Origin of the sequence: Bacteroides sp. MSSM.1001136sp1_RTP21357st2_D2_RTP21359_211015 (assembly GCF_040913205.1) — a bacterium.
Taxonomy (GTDB): Bacteria; Bacteroidota; Bacteroidia; order Bacteroidales; family Bacteroidaceae; genus Bacteroides; species Bacteroides ovatus.
In genome coordinates, this window is record NZ_JBDFVF010000035.1 from 1 (window position 1) to 21,187 (window position 21,187).

At 43.2% G+C, this 21,187-nt stretch carries 14 protein-coding genes; 3 read left to right on the plus strand and 11 right to left on the minus strand.

All coding sequences use genetic code 11. From position 1 onward, the window contains the following. The coding region (locus AB5217_RS19650) for an IS66 family transposase (protein ID WP_368117379.1) at positions 1-288 on the plus strand (288 nt) is incomplete at its 5' end. A gap of 182 nt (positions 289-470) precedes the next feature. Here AB5217_RS19650 and AB5217_RS19655 read toward each other — a convergent pair. From AB5217_RS19655 to AB5217_RS19685, 7 genes are all read right to left on the minus strand, one after another. Beyond that, the gene (locus AB5217_RS19655; RefSeq protein WP_032844536.1) at positions 471-1,280 is read right to left on the minus strand and encodes a Fic family protein; all 810 of its coding nucleotides are present in this window, start codon (positions 1,278-1,280) and stop codon (positions 471-473) included. A 212-nt stretch (positions 1,281-1,492) separates the two neighbouring features. Beyond that, the gene (locus AB5217_RS19660; RefSeq protein WP_115484367.1) at positions 1,493-3,745 is read right to left on the minus strand and encodes a glycoside hydrolase family 3 C-terminal domain-containing protein; all 2,253 of its coding nucleotides are present in this window, start codon (positions 3,743-3,745) and stop codon (positions 1,493-1,495) included. Between the two features lie 185 nt (positions 3,746-3,930). After that, complete coding sequence (locus AB5217_RS19665) at positions 3,931-5,928, minus strand: DUF5125 domain-containing protein (protein ID WP_032844537.1); 1,998 nt, start codon at positions 5,926-5,928, stop codon at positions 3,931-3,933. A gap of 22 nt (positions 5,929-5,950) precedes the next feature. Next, positions 5,951-7,441 (minus strand): glycoside hydrolase family 30 protein, encoded by a 1,491-nt coding sequence (locus tag AB5217_RS19670; protein WP_004309890.1) that lies wholly within the window; start codon positions 7,439-7,441, stop codon positions 5,951-5,953. A gap of 30 nt (positions 7,442-7,471) precedes the next feature. Then, positions 7,472-9,007, minus strand: a complete 1,536-nt coding sequence (locus tag AB5217_RS19675) for a RagB/SusD family nutrient uptake outer membrane protein (protein ID WP_080706914.1) — start codon at positions 9,005-9,007, stop codon at positions 7,472-7,474. Continuing rightward, positions 9,007-12,012 (minus strand): SusC/RagA family TonB-linked outer membrane protein, encoded by a 3,006-nt coding sequence (locus AB5217_RS19680; RefSeq protein WP_004324257.1) that lies wholly within the window; start codon positions 12,010-12,012, stop codon positions 9,007-9,009. The genes AB5217_RS19675 and AB5217_RS19680 overlap by 1 nt, the downstream gene beginning before the upstream one ends. Before the next feature lie 210 nt (positions 12,013-12,222). After that, the gene (locus AB5217_RS19685; RefSeq protein WP_004324256.1) at positions 12,223-13,866 is read right to left on the minus strand and encodes a DUF6377 domain-containing protein; all 1,644 of its coding nucleotides are present in this window, start codon (positions 13,864-13,866) and stop codon (positions 12,223-12,225) included. 181 nt (positions 13,867-14,047) lie between these two features. Between AB5217_RS19685 and AB5217_RS19690 the strand changes: the two genes are divergently transcribed. Continuing rightward, entirely contained in the window at positions 14,048-14,836 is a 789-nt protein-coding gene (locus tag AB5217_RS19690; protein ID WP_032844539.1) for an aspartate dehydrogenase domain-containing protein, read from the plus strand. Here AB5217_RS19690 and AB5217_RS19695 read toward each other — a convergent pair. From AB5217_RS19695 to AB5217_RS19710, 4 genes are all read right to left on the minus strand, one after another. Continuing rightward, the gene (locus tag AB5217_RS19695) at positions 14,819-15,703 is read right to left on the minus strand and encodes an NAD(P)-dependent oxidoreductase (protein ID WP_032844540.1); all 885 of its coding nucleotides are present in this window, start codon (positions 15,701-15,703) and stop codon (positions 14,819-14,821) included. The genes AB5217_RS19690 and AB5217_RS19695 overlap by 18 nt on opposite strands. A 508-nt stretch (positions 15,704-16,211) precedes the next feature. Further along, the gene (locus AB5217_RS19700; protein ID WP_032844542.1) at positions 16,212-17,897 is read right to left on the minus strand and encodes a leucine-rich repeat domain-containing protein; all 1,686 of its coding nucleotides are present in this window, start codon (positions 17,895-17,897) and stop codon (positions 16,212-16,214) included. A 208-nt stretch (positions 17,898-18,105) separates the two neighbouring features. Beyond that, a complete protein-coding gene (locus AB5217_RS19705; protein WP_032844547.1) occupies positions 18,106-19,206 on the minus strand; it encodes an AraC family transcriptional regulator in 1,101 nt (366 codons plus the stop codon). 256 nt (positions 19,207-19,462) lie between these two features. Beyond that, on the minus strand, positions 19,463-20,086 hold the full coding sequence (locus AB5217_RS19710; protein WP_008648950.1) for an HU family DNA-binding protein: 624 nt from the start codon (positions 20,084-20,086) through the stop codon (positions 19,463-19,465). 394 nt (positions 20,087-20,480) lie between these two features. Here AB5217_RS19710 and AB5217_RS19715 point away from each other — a divergent pair, with 394 nt between their 5' ends. Next, the gene (locus AB5217_RS19715; protein ID WP_004298079.1) at positions 20,481-21,047 is read left to right on the plus strand and encodes an RNA polymerase sigma factor; all 567 of its coding nucleotides are present in this window, start codon (positions 20,481-20,483) and stop codon (positions 21,045-21,047) included. Positions 21,048-21,187: the final 140 nt, after the last annotated feature.

The following is a 21,187-nucleotide window of genomic DNA, read 5'->3' on the forward strand; positions in this document are numbered from 1 at the left end:
GTGGACATCTTTAATTATGGTGACACTTATCTGGACAACAATATGGTTGAACGGATGAACCGGTACATATCCTTATCAAGAAAAAACTCATTGTTCTTCGGCAGCCATAAGGGGGCCGAACGAGGCGCCATACTCTACACGATAGCACTCACTTGTAGGATGCATAAAGTGAATCTATTTGAGTATCTCACGGATGTGATAAACAGAACAGCCGAATGGCAACCGAACACACCAATTGAGAAATACAGGGAACTGCTTCCTGACAGATGGGAAAAGGCTAATGACTAAAAAGGGATCATTAGCCTTTTTATTTTAATACACTATATAGAATCGCGGAGACGCTTACTTAGAGAATTACATAAGTTCGATATTAATAAATGCAACCGCCGTTACTGTAATGGTGATTTCGTTAATGAAAAACAACACAATATACAATGGGTGGAAGTCTTATCAAAAGAAGCCCTACAAGATTAAAACATAAAACTAAATCCTTTATTGTGAGAAGCTTTATATTTTTGAATTTCCAAAGACAGTGATTTTTTCAATTGCACCGCCATGAAATCCAAAAAAGGCTGGTTGGTTTCATCATCTTGCGCCTGTTGTAAAGAAAGGATATAATCTGCCCTATCCTCCTTAAAAATCTTAGCGGGGAAAAGATGATAGCAGAATTGAATATAGTTCATCAATAAGCGAGCTGCTCTCCCGTTGCCATCCACCCAAGGATGAATAGTCACTAAATTGAGGTGAGCATTAAAACTTAATTCGTATTGTTCACGGAACGTTTCCACATTCTTTTGCCGTTCCTGCAACAAGAAACAAAGTTCTTCTACTTTAACAGGTACTTTTTGATAATCCATATAAGAACGCCCACCTACACCAGGCGTAACGCCACACAAACGGAACTCACCTCTGGAAGAATCGAAAGAGCCGCCTATTGTATTATGCCTTCCCCCTGTTGTCCGCATCAAAGTAGCGTTTAACTTCTGCAAAAAAGCAGGAGTTATAACAGTATTGCGTTGCGCTTCCTTTTTAGCAAGCTCGTATGCTTTCTTCAAGTCCTCATTCATCAGATGATATACCAACGGCTTTCCTTTAGCTGTTACACCTTCATCGAAAAGAAGCTGTGCATCCATTTCGGTTAGTGTAGAACCCTCAATGGCTGTAGAATGGGTAATAAGAGAATAGAGGTAGTACTTCTCATAGTCCACCGACTGACTGATACCGAGTTGCTGAAACTCCTTATACAGTTCCTCTATTTCCAGCCAAATACCTTTTTCCATAATTAGGTTACCTTAATTGTTATTTTTCCCAAAATTACTTCTGATACAACACTTTACCAAGCGAAACGACTACTTTCTTACTATTTTTTTGCAAACGCAGGGAAAATTAGGCAATAAAAAAACGCTAAGTCAATTTGTTGCAATCACTTAGCGTTTTCCGAGTACCCAGACTCTCTGTCATCTCCTTAAAAAATCTCTAACCAAACATCTACCTATTTCAACTCAAATGGTACAGTACCTTTAATATCTCTGGATGAACTACCGATGATTGCCTCAAACTTACCCGGTTCGGCCACCCATTCGTGTTTAGCATCATCGAAGAAGCTCAATGCTTTCTTATCAATCGTCAGCGTTACCGCTTTCTCTTCTCCCGGAGCCAGTTTCACTTTTTGGAAACCTTTCAACTCTTTTACCGGACGAGGGAGAGAGGATTTCTTATCACTGATATAAAGCTGAACAACTTCCTGACCTTCACGAGTGCCTGTATTCTTCACATTGACTGTGAAAGAAATGGTATCATCTGCAGTCATAGTTTTCTTGTCGGCCGAGGGTTTTCCATAAGCGAAAGTAGTGTAGCTCAATCCATGTCCGAACGGGAACAGCGGTTTGATTTTTTCTTTATCCGCCCAACGGTAACCTACAAAAATATCTTCCCGATAGATTTCATTAATCGTATCTCCTCTATGTTTAGACTGTGCCAGTTCTTCCTTATTGCCCGGATATTCGCCCAATTTATGAGCCCCTACATCTTCCAGTTTTGCCGGGAAGGTGAAAGGAAGTTTTCCCGAAGGATTGGCGTCTCCTACCAATACGGAAGCAAGAGCTGTTCCGGCTTCCGAACCCAGGAACCAGCCTTGTACAATGGCCGGCACTTCATTTACCCAAGGCATAGCCACAGCATTGCCGGAGATATTGACCACGATCAGGTTTTTATTCACCTTTGCGAGTTCACTAATCACTCTATCCTGTGCGTATGGCAAACCTAAAGAAGCACGGTCCGAATCTTCACAATCCTGATGATTGCTCTTGTTCAAGCCACCGAAGAAGACTACATAGTCGGCATCTTTAGCCACTTGCAAAGCTTCTGCAAGCAATTCATCTTCCGAACGGTTATCTTTCAAGTCCTGACCGGTTTTCACACCGTTATACTCTCCTGTCGGGTCGCCTACATACCCACGGGCATATACCACTTCTGCTTTTGAGCCCACACGACTTTTCAGTCCATCCAACGGAGAAATCTCATATTTCACTTTCAAAGAAGAACTACCACCGCCCACAGTCATCATCTTAATGGCATTTTCACCGATAACGGCTATTTTTTTAGCTTTATTCAAATCGATAGGCAGTACGTTACCGTTGTTCTGCAACAGTACAATCCCTTCTTCTCCAATCTGACGTCCGGCTTGCCCGTGTTCGGGAGAACCTAAAGAGCCAAATGGTTTGTGCGGGTCCATTGAAGTACGGAAAATCAGACGAAGAACATTACTAACCTTTTCATCCAATTCTTTTGTTCCTACTTTACCTTCCTTGATTAATTTCAGGTAAGGGAAAGCAAGGAAATAATTATCATAGGCATTCCTCGTTCCGGCAGACAGTCCGTTCGTCCATGAACCAAACTCGAGGTCCATGCCATTGTGGATCGCCTGTTCGGTATGGTGCACACCTCCCCAGTCGGACACTACGACGCCGTCAAAGCCCCATTCATCGCGAAGTATATCTTTAAGCAGGCGTTTGTTGTGACAAGCATGCTCTCCCTGATAGAGATTATAGGAGCCCATAATCGACCATGTTCCACCTTCCTGGACAGCCGCTTTAAAAGCAGGCAGATATATCTCATAAAGAGCACGATCACTTAATTGTACATTGGTGGTATGACGGTTGAATTCCTGATTGTTCAATGCATAATGCTTCACGCAAGCAGCCACTCCATTCTCTTGCACACCTTTGATGTAAGGAACCACCATTGTGGCAGAGAGGTACGGATCTTCTCCCATATATTCGAAGTTACGTCCGTTCAAGGGTGTACGGTAGATATTCACACCGGGGCCCAACAGAATATCTTTTTTGCGATAACGAGCCTCTTCACCGATACTTTTTCCGTAAAGATGAGACATTTCGGGATTCCATGTAGCAGCAAGGCACGTCAGTGCCGGATAGGCAATACAGGAATCGTTTGTCCATCCTGCCTGATCCCATTCATCCCACAACACTTCCGGACGGATACCGTGAGGACCGTCGGTAGCCCATACTTCGGGAATTCCGAGGCGGGGAACGCCTGCCGAACTAAATTTAGACTGTGCATGAATCATCTTCACCTTTTCTTCAAGGGTCATCCGGTTCAATGCATCTTTCACTCTCTCTTCGATAGGCTTACCAGTGTCCAGATACACGGGCTTCTGCGCAAAGGCAGGCAACGCAGTTATCACAGACAAGCCAAGTAACATTGCTTTGAATTTCATGTTCATTTATGATATAAGAAATAAGTTCATACTTTATTTATATAGACTCCCAAACAGGGGATATTTCCTAGTTGCGGACGAGTTTATTAATGTTTTTTACATTATTCCGACCAAAGATGAATCCTGAAAGGGTACAATTCATCATACCCTTTCAGGATAGTTTCAATAAAAATCCGGCATTAATCTTCAGATCAATTTATTTTCTCAACCTTCAGATCAGCATTTGCATTGCCATTCGTTACATCAATGGTAAATCGATAGACAGCTCCTTCTTCAAATGCTTTATTATCCTGCATTTCCAAATTTCCGGAATCTGCAAGTTTAAGCTGTTCCACTAAAATAGAGCTTGCATAATTGCCGAATTCTCCTCCCCAATCATTTTGATGGAAGAACTTAAAACTAATCACTTCCGGGTCACCACTAGTCTTCAACGTTTCCCCGGCTTTCAAGGTTAGCTGATACTTTTTAGAAGCAACTTGCGCCAGACAGAGCGCTTTACTTGGCTCCCAACCTACTTCGGAAGACATAACAGAAGGCTTACCGATTCCTTTTCCGATAGCCCAGATTGCACCCGTTCCGTCATCTTGCAATTTGGCCGGTTTACCATCTTTCAAAGCCATTACAGAAAAATACTTCAAAACAGCATTAGCTGTCACCCGATAATCTCCGTTAATCGGCAGGAACTTCAATGCACCATCACTTTGTTTCTCAAAGAAGTCAGGATCGATCCACCATTCATTCAAATTATCAATGCCTGTAACAGTTATCATTTGTCCTTGTGTAAACGCCTGATCCGACTTATATATATCAGTATCTGTCACCTCCATCTTATCATTACCAAAGAAAATATCCGGTGCAGGTAAATCTACCTTCCCTACTTTCTCCACTGTCAACACAGCCTTGGTATTGCCTTTCGTCACATCAACTGTAAACCTGTAAATACCTCCTCTTTCGAACTTCTGACCTTCTTCCAGTCCCAAGTTTCCGTCCGATGAGATTTTAACCAATTCACTCGTTGTAGAAATAGCATCACCCTTAAACTCGCCGTTGTCCCATTTATTGATATGGAAGAACTTAAAGTTAATATCATCCACTTTCATGGTAACGCCAGCTATAAATGTCAGTTGATACTTCTTCGCAGTAAGCTGTGGCATACACAGACCATTTTCCGGAGTCCACCCTACTTCAGAAAGTGCCACCGACGGTTTACCGATTCCTGTTCCAATAGCCCAGATAGCACCTGTTCCATCATCCTGCAACTTGGCAGCCTCACCATTCTTCAAAGCAATGACAGAGAAATACTTCATTTTACCATTGGCTGTTATTTGGTAACTTCCGTCAATCGGCAGGAATTTCAATGTTCCATCTTCCTGCTTTTCAAAATAATCCTGGTCTATCCACCAATTATCATAATCAGGCACCCCTTCAAACGCTAGAATGTCATTCTTCTTCAAAGTCAACTTGATTGCATAGATATCATTCTCTACCAATTCCATATCTTCACCGTTCACCTTTAACTTGGCAAATGGTTCTGCCTCGTAAGTCAACGTATTAAACTTGATAGCATAATTTCCCGGTTCCGTATTAGAAAATGAGATAGCATTCGTAGAACCGGCTTCAATCGTTCCATTCTCCCAGCCGAAAGTCAATTCGTTCCCATTCTCTCCCACTTTCGGAGTCTTGATATACGCTTTCATCTTTTGCGAGAAGTCTCCTGTCACACTATACTTGTACATGGATTGACGTTCCATCCGGTACTCTTTTCCTTCCTCATCCACTAATGTCAGATAGGGGAAGTCCGGTCGTGCCAGAGCGAGTTCTTTCGTCATTTCTGTAGTAGTAAAATGAATGTTCTGAAGAATATATTTCAAAGTTGCCTTTCCATTAGGAATATTAGCATAATAAGGAACAAAAATTTTACCAGTATAGTCATTTCCGCTTGTCTTTGTACGGATGACCGTTTCAGACACTTGTTCTTCTCCATAAAAAAGCTGTGCTTTCAACGTAGAAAGAGGCACATCCACATCCGAGGCTTTAATCGTAAACGGAAGACTGTCACCAAAAAGAGCATCTGCATTCTCTGCTTTGATTTCCATACTCGGATTACCGGGCAAGAATTCGTCATCATTACAGGAATTCATGGATAACATTCCTGCCAAAGCCAATATAATATAACTGTTTTTTTTCATTGTCTTGATCGTTTTAAGGTTCTTATTCCGACTTTGCCCAACGATAGGAAGTCACAGATTTGCCCGGAACATCATAAGCAAAATGACGCTTACCATCACTTAAGGTTATCTTTTTAGTCTTTTCATTATTATTCATCAGTACAAAAGCGTATGTTCCATCCGGATTCTCGAAAGCGGAATACATGATATTGCTATCAGCATAGCCGGATGCACCGATACGTACCGCTCCCGGTTTCACCACACTTGAGAGATGGGCGATGATATAGTAATGCGAGTTGCGGATAATTGTCTTATAGTCGCTATTACTGATATCCACCGCTCCGTAGCAAGTCTGGCAACCGCCTTCACGGTTAGGAGCACGGTCATTATCAAGCATCAGGTTCCACACTATAACTCCCCTACACCAGTTGTTGATCGTACCCAATGCTACTTCTTTCATATCTTCCAGCAATCGTTTCGACAAATCACGTCCGCTATTCCATGTTCCGATAGAAGTCTCCGTGAAAAGAAGTTCCTTTTCAGGATAGGCTTTATGTATATTTAAAAGCTCTTCGCGATTCCCGCCATAGTTGTGATAAGCAGCTCCGGCCAGGTATTGGGAAGCAGCTGCGTCCTCATACATCTTACCGGGGTAGTTCTTTTCCGTTGCAATATCACTATAATCATAGTTATGATCGTATGCATAAATTTTCGTAGCCAGTCCGGCTGTTTTGAATTTAGGTCCGAGTGCTGTTTTCACAAAGTCCCTCTGTTCTTCCCAACTCATATAAAGCGAAGCGGAATTACCACGGTTCAACGGTTCGTTCTGGGGAGTTACAGCATAAATATCAATGCCTTCGGCGTTGAAGGCTTGTACCCATTTCACAAAATAAGTGGCATAGTCCTGATAATAGGCTGGATTCAGCTGACCGTTTGTCCATGAATCCAGCGGAGTAAGATCTGTGAGACTCTTTACTTTCATCCATTTTGGACAAGTCCAAGGGGCGGCAATGACTTTAATAGAAGGATTGATGCTCAAAATCTCTTTCAGAATCGGAAGGATATAGTCTTTCTCTTCACTTTGCAAAGCAAAATGCTCAATACCTTTCGTATCACAGCAGGTATATTCGCTCAATGAAAAGTCCGAGCAGCCGATAGAGATACGGATATAGCTAAATCCGAAGCCTTTGTCGTCAGAGAATGTTTCCGTAAGGAAGGCGTGACGATCTTCCGGTTTCATTTGCAGAAGATTAAAACAAGTGGCGCCTGTGATAGCAGCTCCGAAGCCGTCCATTGTCTGATATTGTTCAGTCGGATTCAATGTGATTGAAGTAGGTGCCAAATTATCTTTCGAGCTGAAATTAACGGCATCACGGGTCAAATCGCGAGTCAGGCTGCTAGTGGTCGCATAAATAGTCACATCTCCAGTCGGAACAGGTGTAACCGGTTTCTCCGCATCGTCACTGTTGCTGCATGCAGCTAATATGGTGAAGCATCCTAAAAAGGTCAATGCTATATTTCTCATGTCTATCATAATCTTAAGTTTTCTATGTTTTTAGTTGAATTAATAACCCGGATTCTGGTGAATCTTATCATTCGCGTCGATTACCGACTGCGGAATTGGCAAACGATAAGAGTTCTTATCAAAAGTGTAAATCTGCGCTTTGCGACCTGAATCCTTAGCATACACTGCATTCATCACCTCTTCTACCTTGTCCAGACGGACCAGATCAAACCATCGTTGTCCCTCAAAAGCCAGTTCTAACCGACGTTCTTTAAGCAAAGCATTCAGCATGGCATTTTTGTTTGAACGGACAGAGGTGGGAAGTGCTCCCAATTTGGCACGGTCGCGAACTTTATCTATTATATCGGCGGCTCCTTCCAAATCCGGCGTATCCTGCATAATCAGCGCTTCTGCTTTCAGCAACAGGACATCGGCATAACGGTACTTGATGATACTGCTGTTGGCAGAGCGGCATTTATACATGAACGGATAATTATCAGACGGATAATAGTTGCTCCAATTACAATCGTAATAGACTATTGATTCTTTGAAACGGACTTCATCCCCTTCCTGTTTGAAAGCACTAATCAGGTCACGTGACGGAGTCACCCATTTCGCCCACGTGAAATTGTTATTCCAATTCACGAGATCACGCCCGAACATCCATGTACACCAGTTACCTGCTCCGGATGTAAATTGTGCTTCAAGAATCGATTCTTTTGTATTACGCATCTTTGCATCTGTTCCCGCAGCATTCATTCCAAACAAATCACTGAAATCATCTACCAGATCAAAACCGTCTGCTTTCACCTCATCACAATATTGAATAACTTTCGTATAATCACGCAAAGGTTTCTCGGCATATATTTTAGCCAATAAGGTACGAGCTACAGATTTGGTAAACAACGTTTTATTCCCCGGCGTATTGTCCGGAGCATACAATACTGCATCCAACAAATCCTTTTCAATCTGCTGATAAGCTTCAAGTTCCGTATTTTGTTTGGGGAAATATTGCGGATATACCTCATCAATGTTTTCAGAAGTAATATCATCAGCCACCGTTGTAATCACCGGAAAATCACCCCACAGACGTACCATGTCAAACATTACCATGGCACGGAACATCTTCGCTTCTGCTTTGTATTGCGCCCGTTCGGCAGTAGTCAACGAATTATCTGTCACCAGGTCAATGTTACAAATGAGTTTATTGGCACGGGCCACATCCTCCAAATAACGGTTCCAGTCACGTTCCAACACAGAATTGGAACCTTCAATCGAATTATTCTCAAACGGGACAACTTCCGCTCCGGTAGTACCGGCATAAGCATTATCCGAATGGGAGTCTGAAATCAAAAGTAAATCCACATACCAATGTTCCTGACGGTCACGCATTTGATTATAAAGCGTTGTCAGATGACTTTCAACTGCAGCTTTATCCTTGAATACGATTTTTGTACCATCACTTGTCACCCCTTCCGTCACATCCGAATAGGTGTCTAATGGCTCATAATTCAGCGAGCAGGAAGAAAGTCCCAATAGCAAGCCGGAGGTTAATCCGTAAAATATAGTTCTTAGTTTCATAATCTTTCCTTTCATTAGAATTCAACATTAATACCAAACACGTATGATCTGCAATGCGGGTAAGTACCCCAATCAATACCTTGTACCGTACCGCTGTTACCCCATTGGTTTACTTCCGGGTCCATTCCCGAATAGTTGGTCCATGTCAGCAGGTTAGTAGCCGTGAAGTAAGGTTGCAAACGGGTAATTCCCCATTTCTTCAACAGTTTACCTTTAACGTTGTAGGACAAGGAAACATCCTTCAATCTTAGATAACTGCCATCTTCTACAAAATAGGTAGAATTGAGTAATTTGAAATTAGCCTTAGGCACGTCTGTTATCTGTCCGGGTATTTTCCAACGATTCAGTACACGGGCCGACTGATTCTTACCATCATACATACCTTCCGTTTCAATACGTGAAGCATTATAAATATCGTTTCCATAAGAACCTTGGATAAAGATACTCAAATTAAAGCCTTTCCATGAAAAGGTATTAGTCATACCATAGGTAAAATCGGGATTCGGATCACCGATATAGGTACGGTCGGAAGATGATATTTTACCGTCATTGTTCAAATCACGATACATCAATTCACCGGTTTCAGGATCTACCCCATCACTTATATAACCGTAGAAACCTCCCAAAGCACGGCCCGGCTCATTACGTACAACATAGTCATTCACCACATCCGCAGTTTTAGCATCGTAATAAACTTTCTGTAATTCCAGCTTTGTCAATTTATTCCGGTTAAAAGAGATATTGAAGTCTGTATCCCATGTAAATGCTCCTCCACGAAGATTTTTCGAACTAATAGAAAGCTCAAAACCCTTATTTACCATTTCACCCTCGTTACGGGCAATAGACGTAGCGGCTGCGGCACCGGCAGGTAATGACACATTCATCAACATGTTTTTGGTCTTCTTATAATAATAGTCGGCATTAAACGTCAACCGTCCATTCAATAGGGTCAGATCCAGACCTATATTGGTCTGTGTCGTGGTTTCCCATGTTAAATCAGATGTACGCAAGTTGGCCTGGCTAATGGTAGGAACAGCATTTGCATAATCAGTCGAATCACCTTCGCCGCCTTTCTTAAACCATTCGATACGGCCGATATTGTAACGCTGCAAATATGCATAGTCACCAATACCCGACTGGTTACCGGTTTGTCCCCAGCCACCGCGCAATTTTAAATCGTCAATCCATGTCAGGTTCTCCATGAACTTTTCCGAAGAAATACGCCAGGCTGCAGAGAATGAAGGAAATACGCCCCAACGATGATCGGGATGTAATTTAGAAGAACCATCGGCACGAAGATTAGCTGTTACCAAGTATTTACTGTCGAAGTTATAAGCTACACGTCCGAAGAATGACATAATTCCCCATTGAGATGCACCCGTACCTGTATTATCCCAAGATATTTTATTGGCAGCATTCAATGTTTGAATCTGATCGCTACGATAGTGAGAGCCGTTGATCCAGCTATTTGAATAGTCTGAATCCGTCCATGACGAACCGGCCATTACTTCCAAGCCATGTTTCTTGAAATTTTTATTATAAGTCAATACATTATCAAATGTCAGCACTGTGTTCATATTCCGATTGTCCGAAGCCTCACCGTACTGATTGCGGCCCCAAGCAGTAGAAATCGGATCAAGAAAAGTGGTATTAACGGCGTTGCGACGGTCAAGAGTAAGAGTAGACTTGAACTTCAGTTCCGGAAATGGAGTCAGCAATATATTACCCGATGCCAACAAGCGGTTTTCTTTGTCTTTGTTATTTTTCGCGCGGGCCATATTTTCTAATGGATTGGTGATATTACCCACTCCATAGAAGTTATTGTAATACTGATTAGGGTTCAAAGCATCCCACACCGGCGCATAAGTCGGTGTATTGATAACAGCCAGAATAACACCACCCCGATTCGAGCCTGTTCCCATTGCTCCGCCTCCATTGCTTGTATAATCTGAATAAGAGATATTGGCACTTACTGTCAGCCATTTACGAACCTGATTTTCCAAATTTACCCGGAAATTGTAACGCTTGTAATAAGAGATGTCCAACACTCCCTGTTCTTTGAGGTAACCCGCAGAAAGGTAATATTTCATTTTCTCATTACCATTGGATACAGCTACCTGATAATTTTGAGTCTTTCCGGTCGTATACGTTTCATCAAACCAGTCGGTGCGGTCGGGTAATCCGTCCGGCAAAGACACTAGTCCGATTTCATCCTGCAATTCTTTATATTGTGCTGCATTCAGGGATTCTACTTTATCGGCTACTTTGTTCAAACCGAACTGGGCTGTCAAAGAAACTTTGGCATTACCGGCTGCACCGGCCTTCGTAGTAATTAGAATGACTCCGTTAGCAGCACGCGAACCGTAGATAGATGCCGATGAAGCATCTTTCAATATCTGCATACTCTCAATATCATTCGGAGAAAGGAACTTGATATTGTCTACAGGCACTCCATCTACTACATACAGCGGATCATTACTACCATTCATTGAAGTAGTACCACGAACACGGATAGACATTTCACCGCCCGGCGTACCGTTAGGCTGAATCACCGAGACACCGGCTGCCTTACCTTGAATGGCCTGTCCTGCCGAAACAATAGGCCGCATATCCAAATCCTTGGTAGATACGGAAGAGATAGCGGTAGTCACATCTTTCCGTTTCACCGAACCATAACCGATGACCACCACTTCATCAAGCACTTCATTATCTTCCTGAAGTGTAATCTTCATCTGGTGGGCTGCCTTTACCTCCTGCGACTTATAACCCACATAAGAGAATATCAAAATGGCGTTTTGCTTAACGTTTAATGTGAAGTTGCCATCTAAATCGGTTATTGCTCCGTTAGACGTACCTTTCTCTTGTACACTAACACCGATTAGCGGTTCTTTTTGAGCATCCAGGATCTGACCGGATGCAGTAATTTGCTGTGCGGATGCACTCAAAGATAAAAACATTGCCAAGATAGCAAAGAAAATCTTGCGACTCCCCGAAAGGATTTTTCGCCTGTTTTTTTTCATGCGTACTAAGTTTTAAAGTTAATAATAAGACGCTCGTCAGCAATGGGCTACTCTCATTACTTTCGAAGCACAGGTCAAAAGTATAAAGAAATTAAAGTGAGCTAACAAGGAGGGGGCAATAAGTGGATCATACAAAACGATAATCCACTTATTTTCATCTATTTACATTCAGAACGTATACCTAAAAAAGTGGTTGTTTTACAGTCCGAATTAGCGAATTTTTCGCACTAAATCGTCAAAATCCTCTCTCGATCCACGGGCTTTATTCCTTACTTTCGCCCGATAATTATAAATTGTATTCACTGAATAACGAAGAAACTCCGCAATTTGTGAACTATCTTCAATACCCAGACGTATCAAAGCAAAGATGCGCAGTTCAGTATTCAATAACTCGCCTTTCTTCGGTAAAATCTGTTCATTTTCCTGTAATAAGTCATTGAATTTTCCCACAAAGTTAGGGAAGAGATGCAAAAAGGCTGTATCAAAGTTTGCATACAATTCTTCCAGCTCTTCGTCAAGAGCATCTTGGGAACGCGTTATCTTTAATAATTCCGCAATTTGTCCGGCAGACACTTTCTTATTCACCATCCGCCGGTAAGCGTCTAAACGGTTGATATAAGTAGAACACAACTTGATGAAACGGGCAATATACTCTTCCTTGATCTGATTGGACTCCGAGAGTTCGATATTGGTAGAAGACAAGCAACTATTCATCTGCCTCAACTCCTCATTCAATCCGTTTAACTGCTTATTAGCTACCTGAAGATGATTTCTTGCATCTGCCAGCTTTTTCATCTGACGGTAGATATATCCCAAAGCTACAATCAACAACACCAACAGTGCAGTGATAAGCAGCAGGTTCTGTTGAAGACGGTCGTTCTGCTTTTCAATCATTGCCTGATAGGTTTTATCAATCAATGAAAGCACGTCAGCACTCTGCCAACTACGCAAACGGGCATTATAAAACTTTGTCGCATTCCAGGAAAAGCGCATATATTGGTATGCACGTTCCATATCACCATCTTCATAAAGTAATTGGGCAAGCATCCACAACGAAGCATGGTCCTTAATGGCAGAACGAATATCCGATATAGCAGAAAGACAAAGATTCCGTTTCTCTCCCAGACTATCATTACTGTACTTGTAAATCAAAGAACGATGATAAGTAGCCATCGCATATTGGGGAGTATATGGTTCTATTTTCGTCAACCGGAGATCATTCACTTTCAGGGCATCCTCATACTGGCGTTGATCGCGAAATGATGCTTCACGCATCAGCAGGTATTCTTCCGATTCCGGAGGCAATATAGCATATAATGAATCTCTATATGCCTGTGAAATACTCCAATAACGTCCCGAAAGGGTTTTATCCTGTGTATAAACGCCCAACTCGCCATACACATGGTCAAAGCAGGTGTAATAATCGGCTATTAAACGAGGAATGATTTTCCGACGGTCTACCGATTCCAGCACATCAAGAGACTCTTTATACATTCCAGTTGATGATAATAATAGCGAAAGCTGCAACTGACTTTCTATCTTCCGGTCCGTATCACGCAAGCGCTCTGCAATCCGGATATTTTCATTCAAATAGTGAATTGCAGAGTCGCAGATAAAGGCTTTATATTCTTTGTATATCTGACTGTTCAGATTGTACTGTTCCGCAGAATTAGATTCTATTCCGTGTGTCAGTTCTTTAAGATGCTTGATACGTGATTCACGTTGAACCACATACGTCTCATGTTCTTGAATCGTCAAATCAAGCACATTCAACAGTGAGTCCAGGGTCTTATCGGCCCGGGTATATAATGGAAAAGAGAGAAGTAAAAGAAATATCAGGTACTTTTTTTTCATCGGAGTATTAAACTTTAATAGAAGATTACAAGATTAATAAAGACAAATGTAGAGAAAATCTTCGTAATCTTATTACAAATAGTTCATAAATTAAAGGAACAACCCCGGATACATACCTGATGAAAATAAATACCATATTACCAACCGAAGCTCTTACCAATAAAAGTATTATCTTTGTTGCATGAAAAAGTTAGTCATTGTAGGATGTGGACGACTTGCAGAAATCGTTGCGGATGCAGTTGTCAAAGGCTTATTGCCAGATTATAATCTGGTAGGTGTCTATTCGCGTACGGCATCAAAAGCAGCGCACATCGTTCATAAAATGCAGCAACATGGCAAGCCTTGCATTGCTTGCGCCACATTGGAAGAGTTATTGGCATTAAAACCAGATTATCTGGTGGAATCGGCCTCTCCTGCCGCTATGCGGGAATTGGCTTTGCCGGCATTGAAAAACGGAACGTCTGTCATTACCTTGTCTATCGGTGCTTTGGCAGACGAGACATTCTATCGGGAAGTGGCAGAAACCGCCAAGGTAAATGGCACACGAATCTATATCGCATCCGGAGCTACCGGTGGATTCGATGTTTTAAGAACTGCCTCTCTGATGGGAAATACGACGGCCCGCTTCTTCAATGAAAAAGGTCCTAACGCACTCAAAGGAACTCCCGTTTATGATGATTCTTTGCAAACGGAGCAACGTACTGTTTTCTCCGGAAGTGCTGCGGAAGCTATTCGCCTCTTTCCAACCAAAGTGAATGTTACAGTTGCCGCCTCACGGGCTTCTGTCGGTCCGGAGAACATGCAGGTATCCATACAGTCTACTCCCGGATTTGTGGGAGATACGCAAAGAGTAGAAATCAAAAACGATCAGGTGCATGCCGTAGTAGACATTTATAGTGCTACATCGGATATTGCAGGGTGGTCAGTAGTGAGCACCCTGATTAATATCGCATCACCCATTGTATTCTGACAAATTGGCCAACACTTTTGCGCTCAGGCGGTCAAACGCCTGACGCGTGCGGCCAGTAGACACCTGCATACAACGTACATGCGGATGATTGAGCAGTTGCTCACCCCCCAATGCGCCTATCGTGTCACAAAAGCAAAGGTTATCACCTTCCAGCCATTCAGTAAAAGCAGCCTCATCCCATGCCGGCGACAAACCGGTATTGAATAAGATCTTCCGGTTACCCATCTGCTTAAATTCCTCTTCGTGCAACAGAATCGTATTTTTATTAAGGCAACAACAAATGACTTCACTCTCTACAAGGAGTTTCCCCAATGACAAAAAGCGATATCCTTTGGCAGTAGCTGCTTCTTTCTCACTGCGGGCATAATATGAAATATCAGCACCAAAGAATTTCAAGGCATCCGCTATCATGCCGCCAGACTTACCCAGTCCGACTATTCCGACTTTCAATCCGGTAATCTCACGAGGCAACTGCTCCCACGATTCCTGTCCAAAGCCGTGCAAACAGCGCACCAACTCACTGACTACATATTCCACTACTCCCTCGTCACCATAATCCCGAATACCTGTTACCGTGATACCTCGTTCATTGGCATAACGAATATCGACATTGGCACTCTCGGGAGAATAGAGTGAACAACACATTCCAATGTATTTCACATTCGGACAACATTCAAGTACATACCGGTTGATACGGGAGGTATAACTCAAAAGCACCGCATCAGCATCTCCGATACGGGCAATGATTTCATCATCATTCGCGGGTATATCAGGATACATCACCACCTGACCGGCAAATGAATACAACGCTTTTTCGGCCGACGGAACCAGACTGACCGGCTCTATAGCTACAAGTTTCTGAAACATCGTTTTTTTATTTTAGATTATTCGCGGTTAAGATAACCAATTGAAGAATAAACACTTTGCATAATTTGGGGAATTGAGAGATAACAATTTGGTAACTGTGCGCATTTTAGCGATTTGCAGAGTTGTATCTTCAAGTAACTCTTTCGAATACAAAAGTAACAAAATTCTCTCAGGAAACAAACTCACGACCGGTTTTTATACAATTCGACAGTAAAAAAAACTCCGTTATTCGATAATCTTCCTTTTGACAGAGGACAGCTTTCCTAAGTCATGCGGAGTAAATTGTATAAAGCAAAAGGATCCCTGCAATTTGACAGTAGGGACCCTTTTTGCAAGTTGGGCGGAGATATATTTTGTAATCTGCCAATGGCAGAGCGTTTTTAATCGACTACTAATTAAGATATAATCTTTTTACGACAACATATGTCGTCTACCGCATCAGGCATAAAATTGGATTTCCCAAAATAAATCAGACCGCCTCGAAGTTCAACTTCGGGAAAGGCGCGGATTACGGTGGCGTGATGCTGACGCTCTTCCATTTCATGGGGGAACCGTTTTCCCCCACAGTCCATTCGTTGTAGGCTGTGGCTGTGGGGACGGCAGTGCCACCATACTGCTTGTCGGCGTTCAGCACGAGGTCGCACTTGGCGGGATCGAATGCGTTATCTCCGGTATGACCGTCTCTGTTGTGAAAAACGGCGGTGTGCTCTATACTGGTGGTACCATCACTTATGCTAACGAAATCTCCGGCTGCGGTGGCTTCTATCCGGGTGAGAGCTTTGCAGCCCGTTACGATATAATTGCCGAACTGGGTACACTTCGGTATTTTGAGCGTTTCGAGGCCCGTGCATCCGTAGAAAGCCTCCTGGCCTATCGCAGTCACATTATCCAAAGCGAGCGTCTCCAATGAAGTGCATCCCCAGAATGCGTTTAGATTAATCCAGGTAACCTGCGAAAGATTCACCGTAGTCAGCGCAGCGCAACCTGAAAAAGCACCAGTTCCGATTACCTTCATATCATCGGGCAGCGTCACCTCCTGCAAGGCGGTGCAATTCGCAAAGGCGAGTTCGGGCAGAGTTGGCGTTGTACCCCAGTCCGTCACTCCGGTGAGGTCGCATTTCGTAATTTTTTTATTATTGATAAATGTACCCCAGTTACCGCCAATTCCTGTTTTGGAAAGTTCGCCCGTCAGCTTGAGGTCGGTGAAGCCTGCGGCGACGGCGGCACGGATGGTTAGCTGCGCTTCGTCGGCAGTCATGGAGGTCATGTCGATGTTGCCGGAAGTGGGGGGTGTGAAATTCTTCCGGCGCAGCTTGATTTGATGTTCCGCCGCCGGGTCGAGGTAAAGCTCGAAGTTGTCGGCGTACTTCTGAAACGGCTCTCCATAGAGGCTGACCATTGACTCCGGATTCACTTTCAGACGGTCGCAGTCCGCCTGCGTCAGTTGGTAACCGCCGGCACCTTGGGCGATGGAGGTTACACCGGTCATGGTGAAAAGGAGATGCACATCACCCGTGAGGGCTTTCGGAACGGAGATAAGGGGATGGGAGGCGGCCGAGTAAAAATCGCAGTTTAGGTCTATGTAAGCCCCGGCAGCGGTCTTTCCCCCGTTCAGCACGAGGGTGGCGCCCTCCTGGACGATTACACAGCACGAACTGCTGACTGCCGTGCAAGACAATTCGAAGCCCTCACCCAGTTCCAATACCGCTTTCTCGCCGACAGCCACAATCATGTCTCCATATTGCCCATTCATTGTCAATGCCACGTCTTTGCCCAGCGTAATCCTGCCGTTGATAACACATACCGCAGATTTTATATCTTGCTGGACCAGATTGATATTGGTGAGTTCGATATAAACGGCATCGGCATCGGGGCTGAAATTGCCGAGGAAGTGGTAGTTGTTGCCGTCTTCCCAAGTCATGGTGTGGCCGCCGCCGTCTATCTTGAAGTGGCCTCTGCCGTTCATGGGAGGGGTGGTATAGTCACCTCCCGCGGGTATCGTGATGTTGCCGCCCAGCGTGACGAGTGTCGGAGCGTCGGCCGAGGTGCCGCCCGTCTGCAGGGCGTCGAGCAGGGCGTCGTAGGTGGTGACGGTGATACCTTCCGGCACGGGCTCCGTTACCGGATCGTCCTTGCTGCACGAAGCAAAGACTACTGTTGCACATAGCACTAACAAAGAACAAATCTTTTTCATGTTGTTTTATATTTGATTAATATTCATGGGAAAACAAAAAAGCGCAGAGCGGTTTATGCCCTACGCAGCAAAAATATAATGAAAATTTTGGATGATTGGTGCACGTTTACGCATATCTGACGTCGAAACGTGCAACACAAGTGTTTTTTGTGGATTTATTGTATGTTGGAACAAGCTGTATCGCCAAATATACAACAGTTTGGAGGTGTTATCTATTTTTGTACTCGGTAAAGGATCCCCCTGTTATCTCCCGGAAGATTTTACAGAAATGACTTTTGTGGGCAAAACCCGAAAGCTCGGCAATCCTCTCCATTGTATAATCCGGATGTTTCGCCATTTGCTCTGTGGCGTATTCTACCCGTTTATTGTTCACCCAACGTTTGAAACTCACCCCGTAAGTCGAATTGATGAATACAGATAGTTTCCGTTCCGGGATATGCAGAGCCTCGGCATAGTCGCCCAGCACAACACCCTGCTGGAGATACAATAATAGTTTTGCCATTTCATCTTCCAGTTCCTTGTCTCCTTCACTCTCCTTTGCCGGCTGCGACTCTTCCTTCTCCTCTATCGCGGGCAAAGCCTCATAGTAAAGTTTGTATTGGTAGTTGATATACCTCACTCCAAAGTCAAAGTAGTACACTGTAATCACCACCGTGATTATTCCGTCGAATAACGGGGCAGGAAATATACTGAACACCAGAACGGCAATACCGATGCAGGCAGCCTCGTAGAACAGTCTCGAAGCCCACCGGAATTCATATTTGTCGGTGTCGGAGAAATAGTTCTCAATCTTGGCCATATAATTCCGTTGCTCACGCCGGAATAAACGGACGTAAATCACGATCTGTGTCAGATAAGTAGCCGCAAATACAGTTCTTAACAAAAGAACCGGATTCGTGATATTCGCTATATACTCATCCACCGAATAGATCCTCACATCAGGAAATAGAAGTATCGTTAATAGATAGAGTCCCACAAAAAACAATGTCGGGCAGAGGTGTCGCAAAATATTTTGCCGGCAAACGTATGGTGAATGAAAAAGTATCAGCACGATAAAAGTAAAAAGCGCCGCCTGCAACTGTGCCGCAACGAGCACAGGCATTGCAAATATTTCGGCAACGCTCTCCTGTACCCTGTTGTAAAGGATAAGCGCATTGCACAGAGCCACGATAATCGATGCAATACCCAGGAATCGTTTGGCATTGCGGTAGTGCGGGTTTATCAGCTGTGGGGCTGTTTGAATCAACAGCAGAGCCATCTCCATCGTCAGACAACCGAAGATATTGAAGTAGTATATGATATCCAACATATTATAGTCTGTGTTATCGGTCAAACAACATTCGGACGAGAAATCCACTGTAAGGCTGTTTCATAGACACCTCATCACCGTTTTACCTGTATTCACAGCCAAAGGTACTGTATTTTTTTAGCCATACATCATACTTATACCACATTTTGCACTGATTCAATCCATTCGGGTAGATACTACCTCTTCATTTCTCTGTTCTGTTCTCAATCTCCAATCTTGTACGACAAGGTTTCCATCGATATTCCGTTAGATTTCACTACTCACCATCCGGTTCCTTTCGTGGCGGTGCAATGAAATGCATCTGATTACCCCGTCCCTCTCGCTTGATAATGCCTTCGGCTGCAAAAGATTTAAGATCGTCCAATGCAGTATTCTTCAGGCGTCCTGTAAGTTGCGTATAAGTGGCTCTTGTGATGAAGCCATGCTCTCCGATATATTGCAGGACGAGTTTCTTCAGATTGTCTCTGTCCCACTTACGCGAAGTGTTGAAATCGACACACTTTCTACGCTCCAAATCTCCGCGAATACCTACACGCATACTCTTGGAAGCACGGAAATTCACCCCGTTGAAAGCTACGGATTCAGAACGAATATCATTCTTATTTGCTACCAATCGGGAAGCTTTCACTTTGGCTGAAAAGAAGCCGAACTCTCCCAATTCGACGCGGTATCCTTCACCCAGATATTGCAATACATCGTCTTTCAGTTCCATCAGGATACCTTCTATCACTCCTTCCTTAAATCCGGTTCTCTTAGCAACGCCACGGATCAATCGTTCTGCCGGAATCGTTCCACTGTAGACAATGTCGGCATACATTGTTTCCGTTTCTCCTTCCTTAGTAGTCAAGGCAGGCTTCTTCTTTAAATTGTAAAAGGCCATAATCTTATTGTTATATTTAAGATTTTTCAGTGCAGAGAATAAAGATTTTCAGTGCAGAGATTTATCATTGTTTATGCACTCGGGTAGTTGTCCGATTGTAACAGGACAATAGTCACTTTGTAAACAGCCTAATGTCACCTTATAAGGTGATATTTATCACTGCATAAGGTGACCACCTGTCTTTACAAGGGCAAAAAACAGTAAAGATACAAAATTAATTAGCGGAAAGCAAGAGACGGCACAATAAAGCTCAATATATGATTGTAATATGATTGCAAAATAAAATTCATCTGCCAACTACCGGACATCGGTTTCTCTTTATTTATTCACATAGATTTGTTGATTTCTAAATTATTTCAGTACATTTGCCCGACCTACTTCTATTGCAGAAAGGATGAAAATAGACGAAATACAGTGCATAAAAGAACTACGCAACGGCTCCTACCAGGCTTTTACACAGATTTATGAAGCCTATGCCGACCGACTTTACAGCTTTGTTCTTAAACAACTAAAAAATCGTTCCCTGACACAGGATATTGTTCAGGATACCTTTTTACGCCTATGGGACAACCGTAACCAGTTGAATAGCTTCGGCAATCTGCAAGCCTTTATTTTCACTATTGCCAAACATCAGGTAATCGATTATTTCCGCAAACAAGTCAACGAACTGCAATTCGAAGACTTTATGGAGTATTGCGAGAACCAGGCAACTGACGTATCGCCGGAAGATATCTTATTGTACGACGAATTCCTGCAACAACTTCAACAATCGAAGAAAGTTCTGTCACAACGGGAACACGAGATTTATGAATTAAGCAGGGAGAAACATATCCCCATCAAGCAAATAGCCGAACAACTGGATCTCTCCGAACAAACGGTGAAAAACTATCTGACTTCCGCCCTGAAGATTCTTCGCAGCGAAATGATGAAATATAATATTCTCTTTATTTTCTTCCTGTAACAAGAATAACACTTTCAGTAGGAATAATTAAAACTCCACAAAACTCTACAAACACCTACTATTCCTAACTTTTTCTATGCTCTACAACATAAAAAAAGTCTAGTACTCCCTTTATGTATTTACGTATAACCTATAGAAAC

Bases quoted from the DNA above. Each gene is read 5' to 3' on its own strand.
- AB5217_RS19655 (WP_032844536.1), bottom strand. From the start codon at position 1,280: ATGGAAAAAGGTATTTGGCTGGAAATAGAGGAACTGTATAAGGAGTTT.
- AB5217_RS19660 (WP_115484367.1), bottom strand. From the start codon at position 3,745: ATGAACATGAAATTCAAAGCAATGTTACTTGGCTTGTCTGTGATAACT.
- AB5217_RS19665 (WP_032844537.1), bottom strand. From the start codon at position 5,928: ATGAAAAAAAACAGTTATATTATATTGGCTTTGGCAGGAATGTTATCC.
- AB5217_RS19670 (WP_004309890.1), bottom strand. From the start codon at position 7,441: ATGATAGACATGAGAAATATAGCATTGACCTTTTTAGGATGCTTCACC.
- AB5217_RS19675 (WP_080706914.1), bottom strand. From the start codon at position 9,007: ATGAAAGGAAAGATTATGAAACTAAGAACTATATTTTACGGATTAACC.
- AB5217_RS19680 (WP_004324257.1), bottom strand. From the start codon at position 12,012: ATGAAAAAAAACAGGCGAAAAATCCTTTCGGGGAGTCGCAAGATTTTC.
- AB5217_RS19685 (WP_004324256.1), bottom strand. From the start codon at position 13,866: ATGAAAAAAAAGTACCTGATATTTCTTTTACTTCTCTCTTTTCCATTA.
- AB5217_RS19690 (WP_032844539.1), top strand. From the start codon at position 14,048: ATGAAAAAGTTAGTCATTGTAGGATGTGGACGACTTGCAGAAATCGTT.
- AB5217_RS19695 (WP_032844540.1), bottom strand. From the start codon at position 15,703: ATGTTTCAGAAACTTGTAGCTATAGAGCCGGTCAGTCTGGTTCCGTCG.
- AB5217_RS19700 (WP_032844542.1), bottom strand. From the start codon at position 17,897: ATGAAAAAGATTTGTTCTTTGTTAGTGCTATGTGCAACAGTAGTCTTT.
- AB5217_RS19705 (WP_032844547.1), bottom strand. From the start codon at position 19,206: ATGTTGGATATCATATACTACTTCAATATCTTCGGTTGTCTGACGATG.
- AB5217_RS19710 (WP_008648950.1), bottom strand. From the start codon at position 20,086: ATGGCCTTTTACAATTTAAAGAAGAAGCCTGCCTTGACTACTAAGGAA.
- AB5217_RS19715 (WP_004298079.1), top strand. From the start codon at position 20,481: ATGAAAATAGACGAAATACAGTGCATAAAAGAACTACGCAACGGCTCC.